Source organism: Flavonifractor sp. An4, from assembly GCF_002161755.1.
In the GTDB taxonomy this organism is placed as follows: Bacteria; Bacillota; Clostridia; order Oscillospirales; family Oscillospiraceae; genus Flavonifractor; species Flavonifractor avicola.
This window is the reverse complement of the sequence record NZ_NFIL01000007.1, coordinates 1-17,011: the sequence shown is the minus strand read 5'-3', so window position 1 is coordinate 17,011 and position 17,011 is coordinate 1. Positions and strand designations below refer to the sequence as shown.

The 17,011-nt window shown below is 60.3% G+C and carries 15 protein-coding genes; all 15 read right to left on the bottom strand.

Annotated elements, in window-relative coordinates:
• Window positions 1-23: 23 nt before the first annotated feature.
• Window positions 24-1,235, bottom strand: a complete 1,212-nt coding sequence (locus tag B5F94_RS04840) for an FtsW/RodA/SpoVE family cell cycle protein (protein WP_242965587.1) — start codon at window positions 1,233-1,235, stop codon at window positions 24-26.
• Window positions 1,236-1,269: 34 nt separating this feature from the next.
• Entirely contained in the window at window positions 1,270-2,250 is a 981-nt protein-coding gene (gene mraY / locus B5F94_RS04835; RefSeq protein ID WP_087188115.1) for a phospho-N-acetylmuramoyl-pentapeptide-transferase, read from the bottom strand.
• Window positions 2,251-2,347: 97 nt separating this feature from the next.
• A complete protein-coding gene (locus tag B5F94_RS04830) occupies window positions 2,348-3,811 on the bottom strand; it encodes a UDP-N-acetylmuramoyl-L-alanyl-D-glutamate--2,6-diaminopimelate ligase (protein ID WP_087328481.1) in 1,464 nt (487 codons plus the stop codon).
• A gap of 36 nt (window positions 3,812-3,847) precedes the next feature.
• Window positions 3,848-6,283: a penicillin-binding transpeptidase domain-containing protein gene (locus tag B5F94_RS04825; protein ID WP_087328478.1), complete on the bottom strand. Its 2,436-nt coding sequence runs from the start codon at window positions 6,281-6,283 to the stop codon at window positions 3,848-3,850.
• 186 nt (window positions 6,284-6,469) lie between these two features.
• Window positions 6,470-7,021: a hypothetical protein gene (locus B5F94_RS04820; protein WP_087272097.1), complete on the bottom strand. Its 552-nt coding sequence runs from the start codon at window positions 7,019-7,021 to the stop codon at window positions 6,470-6,472.
• 36 nt (window positions 7,022-7,057) lie between these two features.
• Window positions 7,058-8,008 (bottom strand): 16S rRNA (cytosine(1402)-N(4))-methyltransferase RsmH, encoded by a 951-nt coding sequence (gene rsmH / locus B5F94_RS04815; RefSeq protein WP_087328288.1) that lies wholly within the window; start codon window positions 8,006-8,008, stop codon window positions 7,058-7,060.
• 1 nt (window position 8,009) lies between these two features.
• On the bottom strand, window positions 8,010-8,435 hold the full coding sequence (gene mraZ, locus B5F94_RS04810; protein WP_242955360.1) for a division/cell wall cluster transcriptional repressor MraZ: 426 nt from the start codon (window positions 8,433-8,435) through the stop codon (window positions 8,010-8,012).
• Window positions 8,436-8,753: 318 nt separating this feature from the next.
• Window positions 8,754-9,263 (bottom strand): hypothetical protein, encoded by a 510-nt coding sequence (locus tag B5F94_RS04805; protein WP_087188111.1) that lies wholly within the window; start codon window positions 9,261-9,263, stop codon window positions 8,754-8,756.
• Window positions 9,263-9,760 carry a pantetheine-phosphate adenylyltransferase gene (coaD, locus tag B5F94_RS04800; protein ID WP_087272105.1) on the bottom strand — a complete coding sequence of 166 codons (498 nt, stop codon included), beginning with the start codon at window positions 9,758-9,760 and terminating at the stop codon, window positions 9,263-9,265. The genes B5F94_RS04805 and coaD overlap by 1 nt, the downstream gene beginning before the upstream one ends.
• 7 nt (window positions 9,761-9,767) lie before the next feature.
• Window positions 9,768-10,325, bottom strand: a complete 558-nt coding sequence (rsmD, locus tag B5F94_RS04795) for a 16S rRNA (guanine(966)-N(2))-methyltransferase RsmD (RefSeq protein WP_087188109.1) — start codon at window positions 10,323-10,325, stop codon at window positions 9,768-9,770.
• On the bottom strand, window positions 10,322-12,160 hold the full coding sequence (gene uvrC, locus B5F94_RS04790) for an excinuclease ABC subunit UvrC (protein WP_087328284.1): 1,839 nt from the start codon (window positions 12,158-12,160) through the stop codon (window positions 10,322-10,324). Before uvrC ends, rsmD begins: the two co-directional genes overlap by 4 nt.
• Before the next feature lie 97 nt (window positions 12,161-12,257).
• On the bottom strand, window positions 12,258-12,521 hold the full coding sequence (locus B5F94_RS04785; protein WP_007495691.1) for an HPr family phosphocarrier protein: 264 nt from the start codon (window positions 12,519-12,521) through the stop codon (window positions 12,258-12,260).
• 305 nt (window positions 12,522-12,826) lie between these two features.
• Window positions 12,827-15,199 carry an endonuclease MutS2 gene (locus B5F94_RS04780; RefSeq protein ID WP_087328281.1) on the bottom strand — a complete coding sequence of 791 codons (2,373 nt, stop codon included), beginning with the start codon at window positions 15,197-15,199 and terminating at the stop codon, window positions 12,827-12,829.
• A gap of 57 nt (window positions 15,200-15,256) precedes the next feature.
• Complete coding sequence (locus B5F94_RS04775; protein ID WP_087328279.1) at window positions 15,257-16,120, bottom strand: PhzF family phenazine biosynthesis protein; 864 nt, start codon at window positions 16,118-16,120, stop codon at window positions 15,257-15,259.
• Between the two features lies 1 nt (window position 16,121).
• Window positions 16,122-16,877 (bottom strand): DNA repair protein RecO, encoded by a 756-nt coding sequence (gene recO / locus B5F94_RS04770; RefSeq protein ID WP_087328277.1) that lies wholly within the window; start codon window positions 16,875-16,877, stop codon window positions 16,122-16,124.
• Between the last annotated feature and the right edge of the window lie 134 nt (window positions 16,878-17,011).

Below are 17,011 nucleotides of genomic sequence, written 5' to 3'. Positions count from 1 at the left end.
ACCCATTTCCCTCCTGCATCGCACTATTCTTGTTTGGGCGCCGGTATTTGTCGTGATACTGACAATACCATACCCATCTCCGCCAACTGGATCATCAATGCCGTGCCTCCATAGCTGAAGAATGGCAAGGAGATACCAGTGGAGGGGATCAGGTTGGTGACCACAGAGATGTTCAGAAAAACCTGTACAGCCGTCAGGGTAGTAATGCCTACCACCAGCAGGGCACCGAAGCGGTCCCGGGCATGGACGGCGATCCAGTACCCCCGGATCACCAGCAGGATAAACAGCAGAATAACAATGGCCGCCCCTACAAAGCCCATCTCCTCGCACCAGATGGAGAAGATATAGTCGTTTTCCGACTCGGGCAGGTAGAGGAACTTCTGGCGGCTCTTGCCGAAGCCCACGCCCAGCAGACCGCCGGAGCCAATGGCATAAAGGGACTGGATGATCTGGAAGCCCTTGTCCCGGCCATTCATTCCGTCGTTCCACGGGTCTTTCCAGATGGCCAGACGGGTGGCCATGTAGCTGGTCTGGGTCATGATGAAGAAGAGGCCGGCCGCTGCCGCCGCTCCGCCGCCGATGAACCAGTACAGCTTGATACCGGCGGCAAAGAGCACTGACGCCCCCCCTACCAGCACCAGGATGGTACCCGACATATGGGGCTCCATCAGCATCAGAATGGCCACCAGACCCAGGATGAGGAAATAGGGGATGGGCTCCAAAACGCCCTTCTCATCCAGCCAGGCATAGAGACCGCTGAGGGGGTGGCGGGGCGGCAGCCGCTTGTGCTTCTCCGTATTGCGCTTGGACAGGCGGGCCGCGAAGTACATGATGACGCCCACCTTGGCAATCTCAGAGGGCTGGAAACCGCCGATGATGGGCAGACTGATCCACCGCTGGGCGCCCACAGTGCTCTTGCCGTAGCCGAAGGGAATGACCAGCACCAGCAGGATAATGGAGATGCCCAGCACGAAAATGGACAGGCCACGGAAGGTCTGATAGTTAATCTTGGAGATCAGGAACATGGCGATCAGGCCCACCACGCCAAACCCGGCCTGCTTGATAAAATAGTTGGCCGGATCCAGCCCCTCCTGCATGGCGGTGGGATAAGACGCAGAAAACACCGCAATCACGCCAATGGCGGTAAGGATCACCACCAGCATCAGAAACGGGATATCGATAGGCCCCCGGGCCAGCTGCTGCATCACCGTCAGGTCTCGTCTGCGTTTTACCATGGTCTGTCACCTCCCGTATCACGATGCCAATGGGTCAGCGGTACATGACCCCCCAGAAAGCCAGCGCGCACATCACCAGGGTAATCCCGGTAAACACGCAGAACAGTTTGACCTCACTCCAGCCGCCCATCTCCAGATGATGGTGGAGGGGGGCCATGCGGAAGATCCGCTTACCGTGGGTCAGCTTAAAGTATCCAACCTGTATAATGTCGGACAGGGTCTCCGCAATGTAGATGATGCCCACCAGGATGAGCACCAGGGGGATATCCAGCGCAAAGGCCAGGCCGCACACCGCGCCGCCCAGGAAGAGGGAGCCGGTGTCGCCCATGAATACCTTAGCAGGATGGAAATTGTAGATCAGGAAACCGGCCAGGCCGCCCAGCAGAGCACCGGAGAAAATGCCCAGCTCATAGTGGCCCCACCAACAGGCCACGGCGGTGAAGAAGAGCATCACCGGCATGGTAACGCCGCTGGCCAGACCGTCGATGCCGTCGGTGATGTTGACGGCATTGACGCAGCCCACCATAACAAAGGCGGCAAACACCATATATACCGGCCAGGGCACCGACAGGGTCACGTTGAAGAAGGGGATATACAGGTCGGGGGTCAGATAGCCGAAGTTGCGCATGAGCACAGTGAACAGGATGGCTGCCGCCAGCTGCAGAATGAACTTCTGGGGGGCGGTCAGGCCGGTGTTCTCATGCTTCTTTACCTTAAAATAGTCGTCGATATAGCCGATGATGCCAAACACCAGGGCAAAGAGCAGAACAAATCCGCCGCCGAACTTCCCAGCGGCAAAATCCTGCCAGCTCAGAGCGGCCACCGCCACGATGGCGGCGATGATAAACATGAGTCCGCCCATGGTGGGGGTACCCTGTTTGGACATATGCCAGGTGGGGCCAATCTCCTTGATGGACTGGCCAGCCTTCATGCGCCGCAGCACGGGAATGAGCACCCGGCCCGCCAGAGCGGCCACCACAAACCCGATCAGGCAGCTGATGACGATCCTCAACATCTCTTTTGCAACCTCCAAAGCCTCTTACAGCTCAAATTTTGTCCGTTCCAAATGGACCAACGTGGTATTCTATCACAGACTGTCCCTGGTTTCCACTCTAAAATGCAACAAAGTTCTGCTTCTCTCCGGCAAAAAAGGAAGCTACTTCCTCTCTCTCGTCCAGATGATACTGCACACCGCCGATCTCCTGATAGGTCTCATGGCCTTTGCCCGCCAGTACCACCGTATCCCCAGCCTGGGCAAGGGAGAGGGCCAGGGCAATGGCCCGCCGCCGGTCTGGTTCCACATGGCGCTGGGCTCCAGTGCCCTCCATCCCCTTCAGGATGTCCTGAATAATGGCCTGGGGCTCCTCGGTGCGGGGGTTATCGGAGGTAACCACCGCCACATCGGCCAGCTGCCCGGCGATGGCTCCCATCTGGGGACGCTTGGACCGGTCCCGGTCACCGCCGCAGCCAAACAGACAGATCACCCGGCCTTTGGTAAAGTCTCGGACGGTGGTAAGAATGTTCTCCAGAGCATCCGGGGTATGGGCATAGTCAATGAGCACTGTGTAGTCCGCCGGTACCGGCACCACCTCAATGCGGCCCTTCACTCCCTTGGCATTGGCCAGAGAGGATGCGATCTGTCCCAGAGGCAGACCCAGGGTCAGGCCACAGGCAATGACGCCCAGGGCGTTGTAGATGGTAAAGCCGCCGGGAATAGGCAGGCGGACCCGGGCAATGGCGTCCATGGTCACTGCCTCAAACTCCACCCGGTCGGGGAAAAGCCTCAGATTCTTGGCGGTGAGATCGGCCTCATCCCGGCTCTCAGAGTAAGTAAAAGAAGGACAGGGTACGCTCTGGGCGTAATACCGTCCGGCCTCATCGTCCAGGTTAAGTACCGCTGTACCACACTGGTGAAACAGCAGGCCCTTGGCCTGCCGGTAGGCCTCCATGGTTTTGTGAAAGTCCAGATGATCCTGAGTCAGATTGGTGAAGATACCAGCCCGAAAGGAGATGCCGTCCAGACGATGAAGCACCAGGGCGTGGGAGGAGGCCTCCATCACCACATGGCTGCATCCGGCATCCGCCATCTCCCGCAGCAGCTTCTGCACCTCCCAGGACTCCGGAGTGGTGCGGTGGGCAGGCAGAACCTCCTGGCCGATCATATTCTGGTTGGTGCCGATGAGACCGACTTTCGCCCCCAGCACCCCCTCCAGCATGGCTTTCAGCAGATAGGTGGTGGTGGTCTTGCCGTTGGTACCGGTAACAGCCAGCACCGTCAGTTCCTCCGCTGGATGTCCAAACCAGTTGGCGGATACCGCAGCCAGGGCCGCCCGTGGGTTTTCTGTGACCAGCCACGGGCCCTCTTCCGCCGGCGGGCGGCGGCACAAGATGGCCGCCGCCCCCTGATCCAGCGCCTGCTGAATGTACTTGTGGCCGTCGGTCTTGTAGCCCGGCAGGGCCACGAAGAGGCAGCCGGAGATCATATCTCGGGTGTCATAGCAGATGCCTGAAATTTCCACATCCTGGATGTGACGGGCCGTTAGCTTCACACCCGCCAGCACTTCATTCAGCTTCATGCTCACACCCCGCTTTCTCCCCACAGGGGAAGGTAATTACAGGCCCGCGCCGCTGGCCGTGGAGTCGGTAAAGCGCACCTCAATGGTGGTGCCCCGGTCCACGCTGGTACCCGCCGGGGTGGATTGCTCATAAGCCACCACAGTGGAACCGAACTCAGAGGCGCCGCTGGCCTTCAGGTAGAGGCCCTGGGCGGACAGCTTCGCCTTGGCCTGCTCTACGTTCAGGCCGATGACGCTGGGCACCTGGACCTGGTCGGTGGGAACTTCGGCGCCCATATAGACCACCACTTCGCTGCCGCCGGGGATGGATGCTCCCTTGGCCGGGATCTGGCCGGTGACGGTGTCGCCGTCGCCCACCACCCGGATGGACAGGTTATTCTTCTTCAGGGATGTGGTGGCGTCAGCCAGATTCAGACCGGTCAGGTTGGGTACCATCACATCGGCGGTGGCAGAGTAGCTCTTCTCCACACCCAGATAGTCCAGAATCTTTTCCATCAGCTCGCCAGCCTTGAGGGCAGCCATATTACCGCCGCTGATGTACCAGTTGTCCGCCGTATAGTTGGAGCCGGGGCTCACCGGCTTGGGGCTGTCGTAAGCCAGCAGGATGACCACCTGGGGATCGTCCGCCGGGGCGAAGCCCAGGAAGGAGACGATGGTGTGGTCGTCGCCCTTCAGGGTCTGGGAGGAACCGGTCTTACCGCCGATGCGGTAGCCCTCCACGGCGGCGTTCTTACCGGTACCGCCGTCCACCACCTTTTCCAGGATGGCCCGGCACCGCTCGCTGGTCTGCTCGCTGATGACCTGCCGCACTTCGGTGGGCTCGGTGTGCTGGAGTACGTTGCCGTCGGCGTCGGTAATCTGGCTCACCACATAGGGCTGCATCAGGTGGCCGCCGTTGACCACGGCAGAGGCGGCGGTGATGAGCTGCAGGGGGGTAACCTGGAAACGCTGGCCGAAAGAGGCCACCGCCAGGTCTACATTGGTAAAATCGTCCCGGCTCCAAATCACGCCGGTGGTCTCACCCTGCATATCGATTCCGGTCTTTTCCAGGAAGCCGAAGTCCTCCAGATAGTCGTAGAACTTCTCCGCTCCCAGCCGCTTGCCGATCTCGATGAAAGCAGGGTTACAGGAGTTGGCCACCGCTTGGGCCAGGTCCTGGTCACCGTGGCCATCGCGCTTGGAACAGCGGATGGGGTCACCGTTCCACCCATCTACCTGGGCCACACCGCTACAGTAGAAGTGGTCGCTCTCACTGATCACGCCCTCCTCCAAGGCGGCAGCCAGCACGATGGACTTGAAGGTGGAACCGGGCTCATAGGAGCTGGTTACCGCCTTGTTGGCCCACTGGCTGTAAAGGACCTCCTTCTCCGCCTCCTGGACGGCCGCGTCGTAGGCCTCCTGAGCGGTGGCGCCCTCAGCCAGCGCCTTCGTATAGGCCTCCTCCTTGGTGTATCCGCCGCTCTTGATGTCCTCCAGATACTGGAGAAGCACCGGGTCGCTGACAGTCCAGGGATCGTTCAGATCAAAGGTGGGGGAGTTGGCCCAACCCAGGATGGCCCCGGTGTTGGGGTCCATTACCAGGCAGAAGGCACCGTCTTGTATATCGAACTGCTCCACACCCTCCTGGAGGATACTCTCACAGTAGGACTGAATGGTGGCGTCGATGGTGAGGGTCAGATTGTTGCCGTCGGTGGCGTCGTAGTAGTCCTCAAAGCGGTAGAGCAGCTCGGTGCCCACACCGTCCTTGGCGGTGACCACCCGGCCGGTCTGACCGGACAGTTCCTCTTCGAACTGGGCCTCCAGCCCGTAGGCGCCCACATTGTCGGTATTGGGGTTGACCCAGCCCACCACATGGGCTGCCAGGCTTCCCTTGGGGTAGTACCGCTTGCTGGTGGGCATCAGGTAGATGCCGTGGGACAGGTGATTCTCGGTGATAAATTCCTGTACCGCCTCCGACTCCTCTGGCTCCACCCGGTATTTGATGATCTCATACTGGGAGTTCTTGTTCTCCAGATGCTTCATCACATCCTCAACTTCCAGGTTCAGGATGGACGCCAGGTTCTCCGCCACAAACTGGTCGGTAGGCTCCGGATAGTCGGGCAGCGTGCCGCCATTCTCCTGAGCGTCCTCCACCTTCTCCCGATAGGTCTCCTGGGTCTCCAGCAGATCCTTGGGGGAGAGCTGCACATTGTACACCGTGGCGCTCATGGCCAGCACGGCCCCCTGGCTGTCATAGATGGTGCCCCGGTTGGCGGTAACGGTGCTGTCTCTGGTTTGCTGCTGCACCGCCAGTTCCTGATAGTAGTCATGCTGACTGATCTGGATTTGCCACAGCTTGAAAAACAGGGGGATAAATGCCACCAGTCCAAACAGCACCATCAGGAACAAACTGCGGATCAGAATGGTGCGGTTGGCCCGCCGGTCCGGCTTCTGCCGGATGATTCGAGTGCCTTTCTTTCTTTTTTCTGCCATTTCCGGCTCACCTCGCTTGGGATCATACAGCACTTGTATGCTGCTCCACGGCTTGAAATACCGCAGGAGGGCGTAAGAAAATTTCTTTTCTTACGCCCTCTCTCTCACTCACTTGCTGCCTTCTGCTATAGGCGTTCAAGGACGCCCGCTTCCTTTTCTGCCCGCTGATGCAGTATATGGCGCTGATCAACTGAAATATTCCACAATCTCCGTAAAGATGGAATGCATACTCTCCACGGCCCCCTCCACACCGGTGGCCTCCTCTTCCTGCTGGAAGTAGGTCACCGAGTCAGGCTCGGACAGGTCCACGTAGATGATCTGACCATTCTGGGGCTTGACCATGGCGCCGCTGTCGGTCAGGTTCTGCTCGATGCTCTCCAGATCGTAGGCCAGCTCATACTGAGCACGCAGCTTGGCTTCCTCCGTTTTCAGGCCGGTCAGATCGGACCGCAGGCTTACCACCTGATCGGAGATCACCGCCAGCTGTACATAGCTGAACAGCAGCAGCACCGCGAAAACCAGTACCGCCAGGAAACCCACCACGGCAAAGGGAGAGACGATACCCGCCTCCCGTACCCGAACCTTGGGACGGACCACCGCACGTTCCCGGGGCCGGACCAGCGGACGGGGACGCAGGACCTCTTCCTGCTCCAGCTGCCGGGCTGCGGAGCCGTCATACATGGGGAAAGGGATGGTATCATATTTGGAATACTTTCTGCGCTTCACGGCAGTTGCCATGGCTGCTCCACTCCATTCTCATTTGTAAATCTGCCGTTATCTCTCTCTCAGCTTCTCCGCCACCCGCAATTTGGCGCTGCGGGCACGGGGATTCTCTTCCAGTTCTTCCGGACCGGATACAATGGGCTTCCGGGTAATCAATTTAATCTGAGGCTTTTTCCCGCACACACATACCGGGAAATCGGGGGGACAGGTGCATCCTTTTGCATACTCCGCCAGGCCGTTCTTCACGATGCGGTCCTCCAGAGAGTGGAATGAGATCACCGCCAGCCGGCCGCCGGGGTTGAGGCGGGGCACTGCGGAGCGCACCATCTTGTCCACCGAGCCCAGCTCGTCGTTGACCGCGATGCGGATGGCCTGAAAAGACCGCTTGGCAGGGTGCTGCTTCTCCCGCAGGGCGGAGGCGGGCATGGCCCCCTTAATAATGTCCACCAGTTCCAGGGTGGTCTCCACCGGCTTTTTCTCCCGGGCGCGCACAATGGCTCCCGCAATGGCGGAGGAATAGCGCTCCTCGCCGTACTGCCACAGAATGCGCCGCAGTTCCTCCTGAGGCCACTCATTCACCACGATGCGGGCGGTCAGTCCGTCGGACTGGTCCATCCGCATATCCAGCGGCGCGTCCGCCATATAGGAGAAGCCTCTGGATCCGTCGTCCAGCTGAGGAGAAGACACACCCAGGTCGAAGAGCATTCCGTCCACGCCCTCCAGACCCAGCTTGTCCAGAATGGCGTCCAGCTCGCAGAAGTTGCTGTGGACCAGGGTAACCTTGTCCCGCCACTGGGCCAGCCGCTCCTCTGCCGCGTTCAGGGCCGCCTGGTCCCGGTCCACGCAGATCAGCCTGCCGCTGGTCAACCGCTTGACGATCTCCCGGCTGTGACCTGCCCGGCCCAGGGTGCCGTCCAGATAAATGCCATCCGGCCGGATATTCAGCGCTTCAATACATTCCGCCAGCAGTACCGGCTTGTGAGAAAATCCCGTTTCACTCATCTCAGAACCCCAGCATCTCCATACAGGCGGACATCTTCTCCGGCGTCATTTCTTCCTCTTCCTGGGCCTGCCAGGCATCGGCACTCCAGATCTCGGCCCGATCATTGACGCCGATGATGACCACGTCCTTGTCCAGTCCGGCATACTTCCGCAGCTTCTGGGGAATCACGATGCGGCCCTGACTGTCCAGCTCGCACTTAGCGGCATTGGCAAAGAGGGGACGCATAGCCTTAGACTGGCTCATGGGAAGGGAAGAAAATTTTTCTGTAAACCGATCCCAGGTGGACTGGGGATAGATGGCCAGACAGGCGTCCACGCCCATAGCCAGATAGAAGGTGACCCCCAGTTCCTCCCGGAGTTTGGCGGGAATGAACAGGCGTCCCTTGCCGTCGATGCTATGCTCGTAGGTACCGGTCACGCCCTTCACTTCCCTCCACTTTGGTGTCTTTGAGCGGGGTTTTCCCCCATTTCGCTCCACCGTCCCCTTCAGTATAAAGGTTCTGTAACGGAATTGCAATAGTTTTTTACTCTTTTTTAACCCCAAAACTCCCTGTTTTTTATACGAAAGTCGTGCTTTTCCGCATTAAAAACATACGTTCGATTCCTTTTCGTTTCCAATCGGCAGCAAAAAGCACCATACCTGGTGGTATGGTGCAAAAAAAATCACAATTTTATCGCATTATGTAAATAGGATAATGGAAAAAAACGGCTCCCCGCCGCAGTCGGTCAGGGAGCCGTTTTGCTGTTATTCGTCGGCCTCAGCATCGTAGGGCTGACGGCTGTTCTGGGGGCTGCTGCCGCCGGCCACCGCCCGGAACCGGGCGCGGGACTTCTTGATCTCGTCATAGGCCTCGGCCACCGCCTCCTCGGTGCGGCGGAGGGCGTCCTCACAGTAGTCGTTGGCCGCCTTCCGCAGGTCCCGGCTGCGCTCTTCGGCGGTACGCATCATCTCGTTGGCCTTCTGCTTGGTCTGGGCCAGCAGTTCGTTCTCAGACACCATCTGGCGGGCCTGCTCCTCGGCCTGCTTGCGGATGAGCTCGGCCTCCCGCTTGGCGGAATTGATATAGTCGGTACGGGCGGCGATCAGCTTCTTGGCCTCGCTGAGCTCCATGGGGAACTGACCCCGCACTTCATCCAGCAGATCCAGAGCCTTGTCCCGCTCCAGAATGCACTTATCGCTGCTCAGGGGCATATTTTTGGCGTCTTCAATCATCTCATAGAGCATATCCAGTAATTCTTCCACACCGGTGGCCATCAGCGATCCCTCCCGCTTTCGATTTTTTGCCGGACGTCCTCAATGATCTCACGGGGGAGAAAGTCCGACAGATCCGCTCCGTAACGGGCCATTTCCTTGACCACGCTGGAGCTGACATAGGTGTACTTGGCGCTGGACGGCAAAAACATGGTCTCCAGCCTGGGATTGAGTTTTCGATTGATGAGGGCCATCTGCAGCTCATTCTCATAATCGGACACCGCCCGCAGACCCTTCACCAGAGTACAGGCCTTCTTCTGCCGGGCGTACTCCGCCAGCAGAGTGGAGGAGCAATCCACCTCCACATTGGGCAGCTTAGTCACCACCTTGCGGATGAGCTCCGTGCGCTCCTCCGGGGTGAAGAGGCCCCGGTTCACCTTCTCCGAGTTCACCAGCACGCAGACGATGAGCCGGTCAAAGCAGACGGCTGCCCGCTTGATAATATTGAGATGCCCCAGCGTGATGGGATCAAAGCTGCCGGGGTAGATGGCTGTCTTCATAAGGGCTTCACATCCTGTTGCCGACGGTACGGTGATAGAGGGTGAGTTTGATCTTGCCGTAGCGGTACTCCCGGCCCTTCTCGTAGGGGCCTTCCAGCTCCGGCAGCACCGACTCAGCGGCGCTTTCGCAAACTATTATACCATTTTCCGTCATGATGTCAATCTTGGCGATGGTCTCCAGGGCCTTTTCCAGCATACCGGTGCCGTAAGGCGGGTCCAGGAAAACCAGGTCAAATTTCTCCCGGCAGCCGGTGAGAAAGGCCAGATAATCCCCCTGGATCACCTTGGCACTGTCCGCCAGCTTGGTGTGGGCCAGGTTCTCCCGCACCACCGCCGCTGCTTCCCGCCGCAGATCCACGAAGGTACAGAAGGCCGCCCCCCGGGACAGGGCCTCGATGCCCATCTGGCCGGTGCCGGCAAACAGGTCCAGCACCTGCCGGCCCTCAATGTCGAACTGAACGATATTGAAAACCGATTCCTTCACCTTGTCGGTGGTGGGCCGGGTCTCCAGGCCGGGCAGCTCTTTCAGCTTACGACCCCGGGCAATTCCGGTGATCACTCTCATGTGGGTCCTTCCCCTTTCGGATGAAAATAGTCAAATACCGCTTGAGCGGTGTTTTTGGGCACCACCTCCGCCAGCTGGGCCTGGGTGGCTTCCTTGATCTTTTTGATACTCTTGAAGTGCTTGAGCAGGTCGCTCCGCCGTTTCTCCCCCACGCCGGGGATCTGATCCAGCACCGAGCCCTTCACCCGCTGGTTCTGCTGCTGGCGGTGGAACTCAATGGCAAAGCGGTGGGTCTCCTCCTGGATCTGGCCGATGAGGGAGAAAATGGCCTGATTACCCTGGATGCCGATCTCCCTACCCTCCGGCGTCACCAGGGCCCGGGTACGGTGGCGGTCGTCCTTCACCATGCCGAAGACGGGGATGGACAGGCCCAGCCCCTCCAGCACCCGCACCGCCACATTGGCGTGGTTGACGCCGCCGTCAATGAGCAGCAGGTCGGGCTTGTCCGCGAATTTCTCGTCCCCCTCCAGGTAGCGCTTGAACCGCCGCGTCAGCACCTGCTCCATGGAGGCGTAGTCGTCGGGGCCGTCCATGTCCTTCAGCTTGAAGTGGCGGTAGTCCCGCTTCAGGGGCCGGGCGTTCACATACACCACCATGGAGGCCACAATGTCGTCGGAGCCCTGGTTGGAGATGTCGTAGGACTCGATGCGGCGGGGCGGCTCCTCCAGGTCCAGCAGCTTGCCCAGCAGCTCCATCAGTTTGCTCTGCCGTTCCTCCCGGGTGGTCCAGCGCTCCACTTCCTCCACCGCGTTCTTGTTGGCCAGACGGATCAGGTCCATCTTGGCGCCCCGCTGGGGGGTGACCAGCTCCACCTTGCGGCCTGCGTCCTCGGACAGCATCCACATGAGCGGCACCTCGTCCTCCAGCTCACAGGGCAGCAGGATCTGCCGGGGCAGGTTTCCCCGGCCTCCATAGTATTGCCGCACCAGGGCGGACAAAATGTCCGCTGTTTCCTCCTCCATGGGGGTATCGATCAGGTCCCAGTCCTTGGCGGCCAGCTCGCCCTCCACAAAGTGGAGCACCACAAAGCAGCTCTTGGTGGCCTCCCCCTTGTGGAAGCCCACCACGTCGGTGTCGGCCAGGGAACCGGCCACCACCTTCTGCCGCTTGCCCAGCAGCTCGATGGCCTTATAGCGGTCCCGCAGCTCGGCGGCCTTTTCAAAGCGCAGCTCCTCGGCGGCCAGCTCCATCTCTGCTTTCAGCTCGTCCCCTACCTCCTGGAACTTGCCCTCCAGCAGGCGGACGGCCTGGTCGATGGCCTCCCGGTAGCGGCTCTGATCCATGTCCTTCCGGCAGTAGCCGTCGCACTGGCCCATATGGTAGTTGAGGCAGGGCCGCTCCTTGCCGATATCCCGGGGGAACTTTTTATTGCAGGAAGGCAGGCGTAAGGCCACCCGCAGCGCGTCAATGATGTTCTGGGTATTGCCCCGGCTGCCGTAGGGGCCGAAGTACCGGGCTCCGTCCTCCGCCGCCTTGTTAGCCAGAGAGAATCTGGGGTACTCCTCCTTCACCGTCAGCCGGATGTAGGGGTAGCCCTTGTCGTCCTTGAGCAGGATGTTGTACCGAGGCTGGTGGCGCTTGATGAGGGAATTTTCCAGCACCAGAGCCTCAAACTCGGAGTCAGCCACAATGACGTCAAAGTGGTCGATCTGGCTCACCATGGCCCGGGTTTTTTCGGTGTGGGAGGCCAGGTTGGCAAAGTACTGGCTCACCCGGTTCTTCAAGGCCTTGGCCTTGCCCACATAGATGACCACATTTTTGGCATCCTGCATGATATATACGCCCGGCTTCAGCGGCAGGGCATGGGCTTTTTCTTTTAACTCGTCAAAGGTCATAGCAAAAACTACAAGCCCTCCTTTCTGCCGTACATGGCAACCCTACTATCAAAAAAAGCGCCGCAGATGCGGCGCTTTTTTCTCTCGCTTTGGTCGCTTACTCAGAGAAGTTGGAGGAGATCAGCTCGATGAGAGCCTCCACAGCTTCCTTCTCGTCGGGGCCGTCTGCAATGAGGTTAATGGAAGTCCCCTTGACGATCCCCAGAGAAAGCACACCCAGCAGGCTCTTGGCATTGACTCTCCGCTCGTCCTTCTCCACCCAAATAGAGCTCTTGAACTCATTGGCCTTCTGGATGAAGAACGTAGCCGGTCTGGCGTGCAGGCCGACCTGGTTGTTCACAACTGCCTCTTTCATATACATAGCGTTTCCCCCCAAGATGCATTCGCATACTTCGTATAATAGGATAGCAAATTTATCCCAAACCGTCAATGACAAAATGCACAAAATCCGTGCAAGAATCTGTTTTGAATGACGAACTCTCTGGTTTTATTTCCGAATCAGAACGGAAACTCCATCACCGCAGCTCGGCGATGGTCACACCGTCCTCACGGCGCGGAGGCTTTCTGCGGAAAGCCTGTCGCTTCGCTCCAAAGCCGCGCCTCGCGGGCGGGCACCAGTTCCCCCCGCGTGCCCCCCTCCGCTCTCCGAGGGGACGTAGGGCTGTTCTATCTCAGTTCGGCAATGGTTACACCATCCTCCCCTTCGCCGTAGCGGCCGGGGCGGAAGGACTTCACATAGCGGCTGCGCTTGAGGTGCTCCCGCACCGCCTTGCGCACCGCACCGGTGCCCTTGCCGTGGATGATGCGCACCTCGTTAAGCCGGCCCAGCACCGCGTTGTCCAGGAACAGGTCCAAGGCACCGATGGCCTCGTCGGTCATCATGCCCCGCAGATCCACCTCGGGAGAGGCTCCCAGGGAGCGCAGCTTGTGCTCTGCCCGGGCCACCACCTTCTTGGCGGCCTTGACGCTCTCCCCTTCCACCACCCGGACCTCGTCCTGTTTGGCGGTGATCTTCAGGATACCGGCCTGAAGCTGGAGGGAGCCGTCCTTGTTGACGGAGAGCACGGTAGCCTGGGTGCCCATCTTCACCAGCTCCACTGTATCGCCAGCCTGGGCCGGACGGGTGGACGGGGGCACGGGGGCCTCGGGCCGCTGGCCCAGCTTGCCTTCCGCCTCGTTGAGGCGATGGCGCAGCGCCGCCCGCTCATCGTTTATCTTCTGCCAGTCCTCTTCCTTCCGCTGGCGGCGGCGCATCTCGTTCAGTTCCTTGAACACCTGGTCGGCGGTGTCCCTGGCCTCGTCCAGGATGGCACGGGCCTCCGCCTGGGCCTTCTCCACCGCCTTCCGGCGCTGGGCATCCATCTGGGCCTTGTACTCCCGGGAGGCCTTGGCGGTCTCCTCCATCTCCCGGCGGAGGCGTGCTGCGGCCTCCTTCTCCTTCTCCATCTCCTGGCGCTGTTCGTCCAGCTGGGTGAGCACATCCTCAAAGCGAACGTTCTCCGCGTCAATGCGGGCGGCGGCCTTCTGGATGATGGACTTGGGCAGGCCCAGCCGCTCGGAGATGGCAAAGGCGTTGGACTTGCCGGGGATGCCGATGAGCAGCCGGTAGGTAGGCGCCAGGGAGTCCACGTCGAACTCGCAGGAGGCGTTCTCCACTCCCGGGGTGGTCATGGCATACACCTTCAGCTCGGCATAGTGGGTGGTGGCGGCCACCAGGGCCCCCATCTCCCGGGCGGACTCGATGATGGCGGCGGCCAGAGCCGCGCCCTCGATGGGGTCGGTACCAGCACCCAGCTCGTCGAAGAGGATGAGGGTGCGGTCGTCCGCCTCCTGCAAAATCCCCACAATGTTCACCATGTGGGAGGAAAATGTGGACAAATTCTGGGCAATGGACTGCTCATCACCGATGTCGGACAACACCCGGTCAAAGACTTTTACACAGCTGCCGTCCCCCACGGGGATGTGGAGGCCGCACTGGGCCATGAGGGTCAAAAGGCCGATGGTCTTGAGGGTAACCGTCTTACCGCCAGTGTTGGGACCGGTGATGACCAGGGTATCGAAGTTCTCTCCCAGCATCAGGTCATTGGCCACAGCCTTGTTGGGGTCCAGCAGAGGGTGGCGGGCCTTCCGCAGATAGAGGCCCTGGTCGGACAGCCGGGGCGCGCCCGCCCGCATCCGGTAGGCCAGCTTGGCCCGTGCAAAGATCACGTCCAGAATGATGAGCAGGTCATAGTCCTGGCTGATGTCCTCTTTGTACTGGGCGCACTGGGCGGACAGCTCCGCCAGGATGCGCTCAATCTCCTTCTCCTCCTTGGCTTGGAGCTCCCGCAGCTCATTGTTGGCCTTCACCACTCCCATGGGCTCAATGAAGAAGGTGGAGCCGGAGGAGGACACGTCGTGGACCAGGCCGGGCACGTCGTTCTTGTGCTCCGACTTCACCGGCACCACATAGCGGTCGTTGCGCTGGGTGATGATGGACTCCTGGAGGTACTTGGACTGGTTGGAGGAGATCAGCTTATTCAGGATGTCCCGCACCTTGGAGGCGGTAGCCCGGATGTGCCGCCGGATGGAGGCCAGCTCGGGGCTGGCGGCGTCGGCAATCTCGTCCTCCCCCACGATGGCCCCGGTGATGCGCTCCTCCAGGAACCGGTTAGAGGTGAGAGAGCGGAACAGGTGGTCGATGCAGGTCTTGGCCCGGTCCCCCTCTCCTTCGCCGTACTCCTTGGCGGAGCGTGCGGAGCGCAGTACAGCGGCGATGTCCAGCAGCTCACGGGTATTGAGGGCGCCCCCCATGTTGGCACGCTGGAGGGAGGCTCCCACCGGCCGCACACCTGAGAAGGAGGGCGAGCCCCGCAGAGCGGTCATATTCACCGCGGCGGTGGTCTCGTCCAAAGCCCGCTGCACGTCGTCCACATCGGTCAGGGGGCGCAGGGCCAGACAGCGGTCCTTGCCCTCCTCGGTCACCGCCTGCTCGGCCAGCTTCTCCAGCACCCGGGGCAGTTCCAGAGTTTGAATGGATTTTTCAAATAAATCGGTCATGTAGGTTCTCCAAATTGCATGATATCCAGAGGCGGGCCAGTGTCCCGCCCCTGTGGGTTATCCCATCAGTTCACATTTCAGGGTAATCAGGGCCCGGCCTCCCACCCGTACCTTCACACTACCGTTATCCTCGGTGATGCGACTCAGGATCTCAGAGGGCTTGCCCATCTTCTCTCCCTGCACAAAACGGTTATCCGCCCCGGCCTGGATCAGTCCCCGGCGGAACAGGTAGTAGGTCAGGGCCCCATTGGAGGTGCCGGTGGCCGCCTCCTCCGGGATGGCGTACAGGGGGGCGAAATTGCGGCAGTGGGCGGCGGCGTCCGGGGTATGGGGGCAGAACATATGCACCCCCACCACGTTGTAGTGCTCCGACAGACGGGTGACCTCCGCCTCGTTCTGGACAGCCCGGTCCAGGGTATCCAGGTCACGCACCGGTAGCAAAATGTCCATCAGCCCGGTACTCACTGCCTGGGGCTCCAGCCCCTCCGGCCGGTCAGCGAGAGAGAGACCATAGGCGGCGTACAGCGCCCCCTGCTCCTCCTCTGAGAAGGTAGGGCCATCGGTGGGGGGCGCCATATCCATCCACACGGCGTCCGCTCCCACCCCGATCTCCAGGTCCCCGGAGCGGGTATGGAGGGCGTAATCTCCGGGAACAATGGCCCCGGTATCCCGCAAGACGGTGAAAGCGGCGATGGTGGCGTGGCCGCACAGGTCCACCTCCTCAGCGGGGGTGAAGTAGCGGATATGGAAGGCTCTGTCCCCAGTCCGGCGGACAAAAGCGGTTTCGGAATGCTTCAATTCCCCGGCCAGGGCGCACATCAGGGATTCCTCAGGGAAGTTTCCCTCCCCCAGAAGAGCTACGCCGGCCTGGTTGCCGGAAAAGCGCACGGTGGTAAAGGCATCTGCCACATACAGTTCCATGTTACATCCCCGCTTTCAGTTCATGATAAAAATCCAGGGTACGGAATCCCCGGTCCAGCTGGGTGCGCAGGAAGCCCTCACACACCCGGGCCAGGCAGTCCAGCCCCCCTTGGTCCAGTTGAAAGGAGAACAGCCGCTTGGGATCGCCGTAGAGAATATGCCGCAGGGCGGACAACGCCCCTTCCGTCAGGGGCAGGGAAGTGCCCTCCCCCACCTCGCTTTTGCAGGAGGCACAGTGGAGCACGCCCTCCGCCAGGTTCAGCATGGGCTTTTCCGGGTCAGGCCTGCCGCATACCGCGCAGGCATCGGCCAGGGGTTCATAGCCCTCCAGGGCCATGAGCTTCATCTCATAGGCTCCCTTCACCAGAGCCTGGGGCTTGTTCAGCTTGTCCAGGGCGTGAAGGCTGTTTAGAATGAGGGACATGGCGGCGGGATCGGGCCGTCCCTCCACCGCCACCGCCTCCATCACCTCGGCAAAGTAGGAGCCCAAAGCCAGCAGCTCCACGTCGGATTTGACGTGCCAAAACTGCCGGATGGACTCGGCCTCGTTGAGGGTAATCCGGTCCTGGTACGCGAAGAGGGTCATGTCGGAATAGACCAACAGCTGGACGGAGGCCGCCAGGGGACTGTTTTTCTTCCGGCAGCCCCGGGCCTTTACGGTGCGCTTGCCCCCCTCGGCGGTGAGGACGGTGAGGATCTTATCGGACTCCTTGTAGTTGACCTCCCGTAACACCAGGCCCTGTGTGGCAATGTGCATTTTACTCGTCCCGGTTGTACCTGTAACTTACAAACCGTACCCACAATCTCACATATCCTGACCGCACCAACATACCATACCACCCTCTCAACCCCATCACTTTTCCCAGTCATGCACCATATCCCTGTACCCAT

What these genes read in the sequence shown, in the direction of transcription:
- coaD (WP_087272105.1), bottom strand. Translation starts at nt 9,760, where the DNA reads ATGAAGACAGCCATCTACCCCGGCAGCTTTGATCCCATCACGCTGGGG.
- B5F94_RS04840 (WP_242965587.1), bottom strand. Translation starts at nt 1,235, where the DNA reads ATGGTAAAACGCAGACGAGACCTGACGGTGATGCAGCAGCTGGCCCGG.
- uvrC (WP_087328284.1), bottom strand. Translation starts at nt 12,160, where the DNA reads ATGACCTTTGACGAGTTAAAAGAAAAAGCCCATGCCCTGCCGCTGAAG.
- B5F94_RS04780 (WP_087328281.1), bottom strand. Translation starts at nt 15,199, where the DNA reads ATGACCGATTTATTTGAAAAATCCATTCAAACTCTGGAACTGCCCCGG.
- B5F94_RS04820 (WP_087272097.1), bottom strand. Translation starts at nt 7,021, where the DNA reads ATGGCAACTGCCGTGAAGCGCAGAAAGTATTCCAAATATGATACCATC.
- mraY (WP_087188115.1), bottom strand. Translation starts at nt 2,250, where the DNA reads ATGTTGAGGATCGTCATCAGCTGCCTGATCGGGTTTGTGGTGGCCGCT.
- recO (WP_087328277.1), bottom strand. Translation starts at nt 16,877, where the DNA reads ATGCACATTGCCACACAGGGCCTGGTGTTACGGGAGGTCAACTACAAG.
- rsmH (WP_087328288.1), bottom strand. Translation starts at nt 8,008, where the DNA reads ATGAGTGAAACGGGATTTTCTCACAAGCCGGTACTGCTGGCGGAATGT.
- B5F94_RS04785 (WP_007495691.1), bottom strand. Translation starts at nt 12,521, where the DNA reads ATGTATATGAAAGAGGCAGTTGTGAACAACCAGGTCGGCCTGCACGCC.
- rsmD (WP_087188109.1), bottom strand. Translation starts at nt 10,325, where the DNA reads ATGAGAGTGATCACCGGAATTGCCCGGGGTCGTAAGCTGAAAGAGCTG.
- B5F94_RS04805 (WP_087188111.1), bottom strand. Translation starts at nt 9,263, where the DNA reads ATGGCCACCGGTGTGGAAGAATTACTGGATATGCTCTATGAGATGATT.
- B5F94_RS04775 (WP_087328279.1), bottom strand. Translation starts at nt 16,120, where the DNA reads ATGGAACTGTATGTGGCAGATGCCTTTACCACCGTGCGCTTTTCCGGC.
- B5F94_RS04830 (WP_087328481.1), bottom strand. Translation starts at nt 3,811, where the DNA reads ATGAAGCTGAATGAAGTGCTGGCGGGTGTGAAGCTAACGGCCCGTCAC.
- B5F94_RS04825 (WP_087328478.1), bottom strand. Translation starts at nt 6,283, where the DNA reads ATGGCAGAAAAAAGAAAGAAAGGCACTCGAATCATCCGGCAGAAGCCG.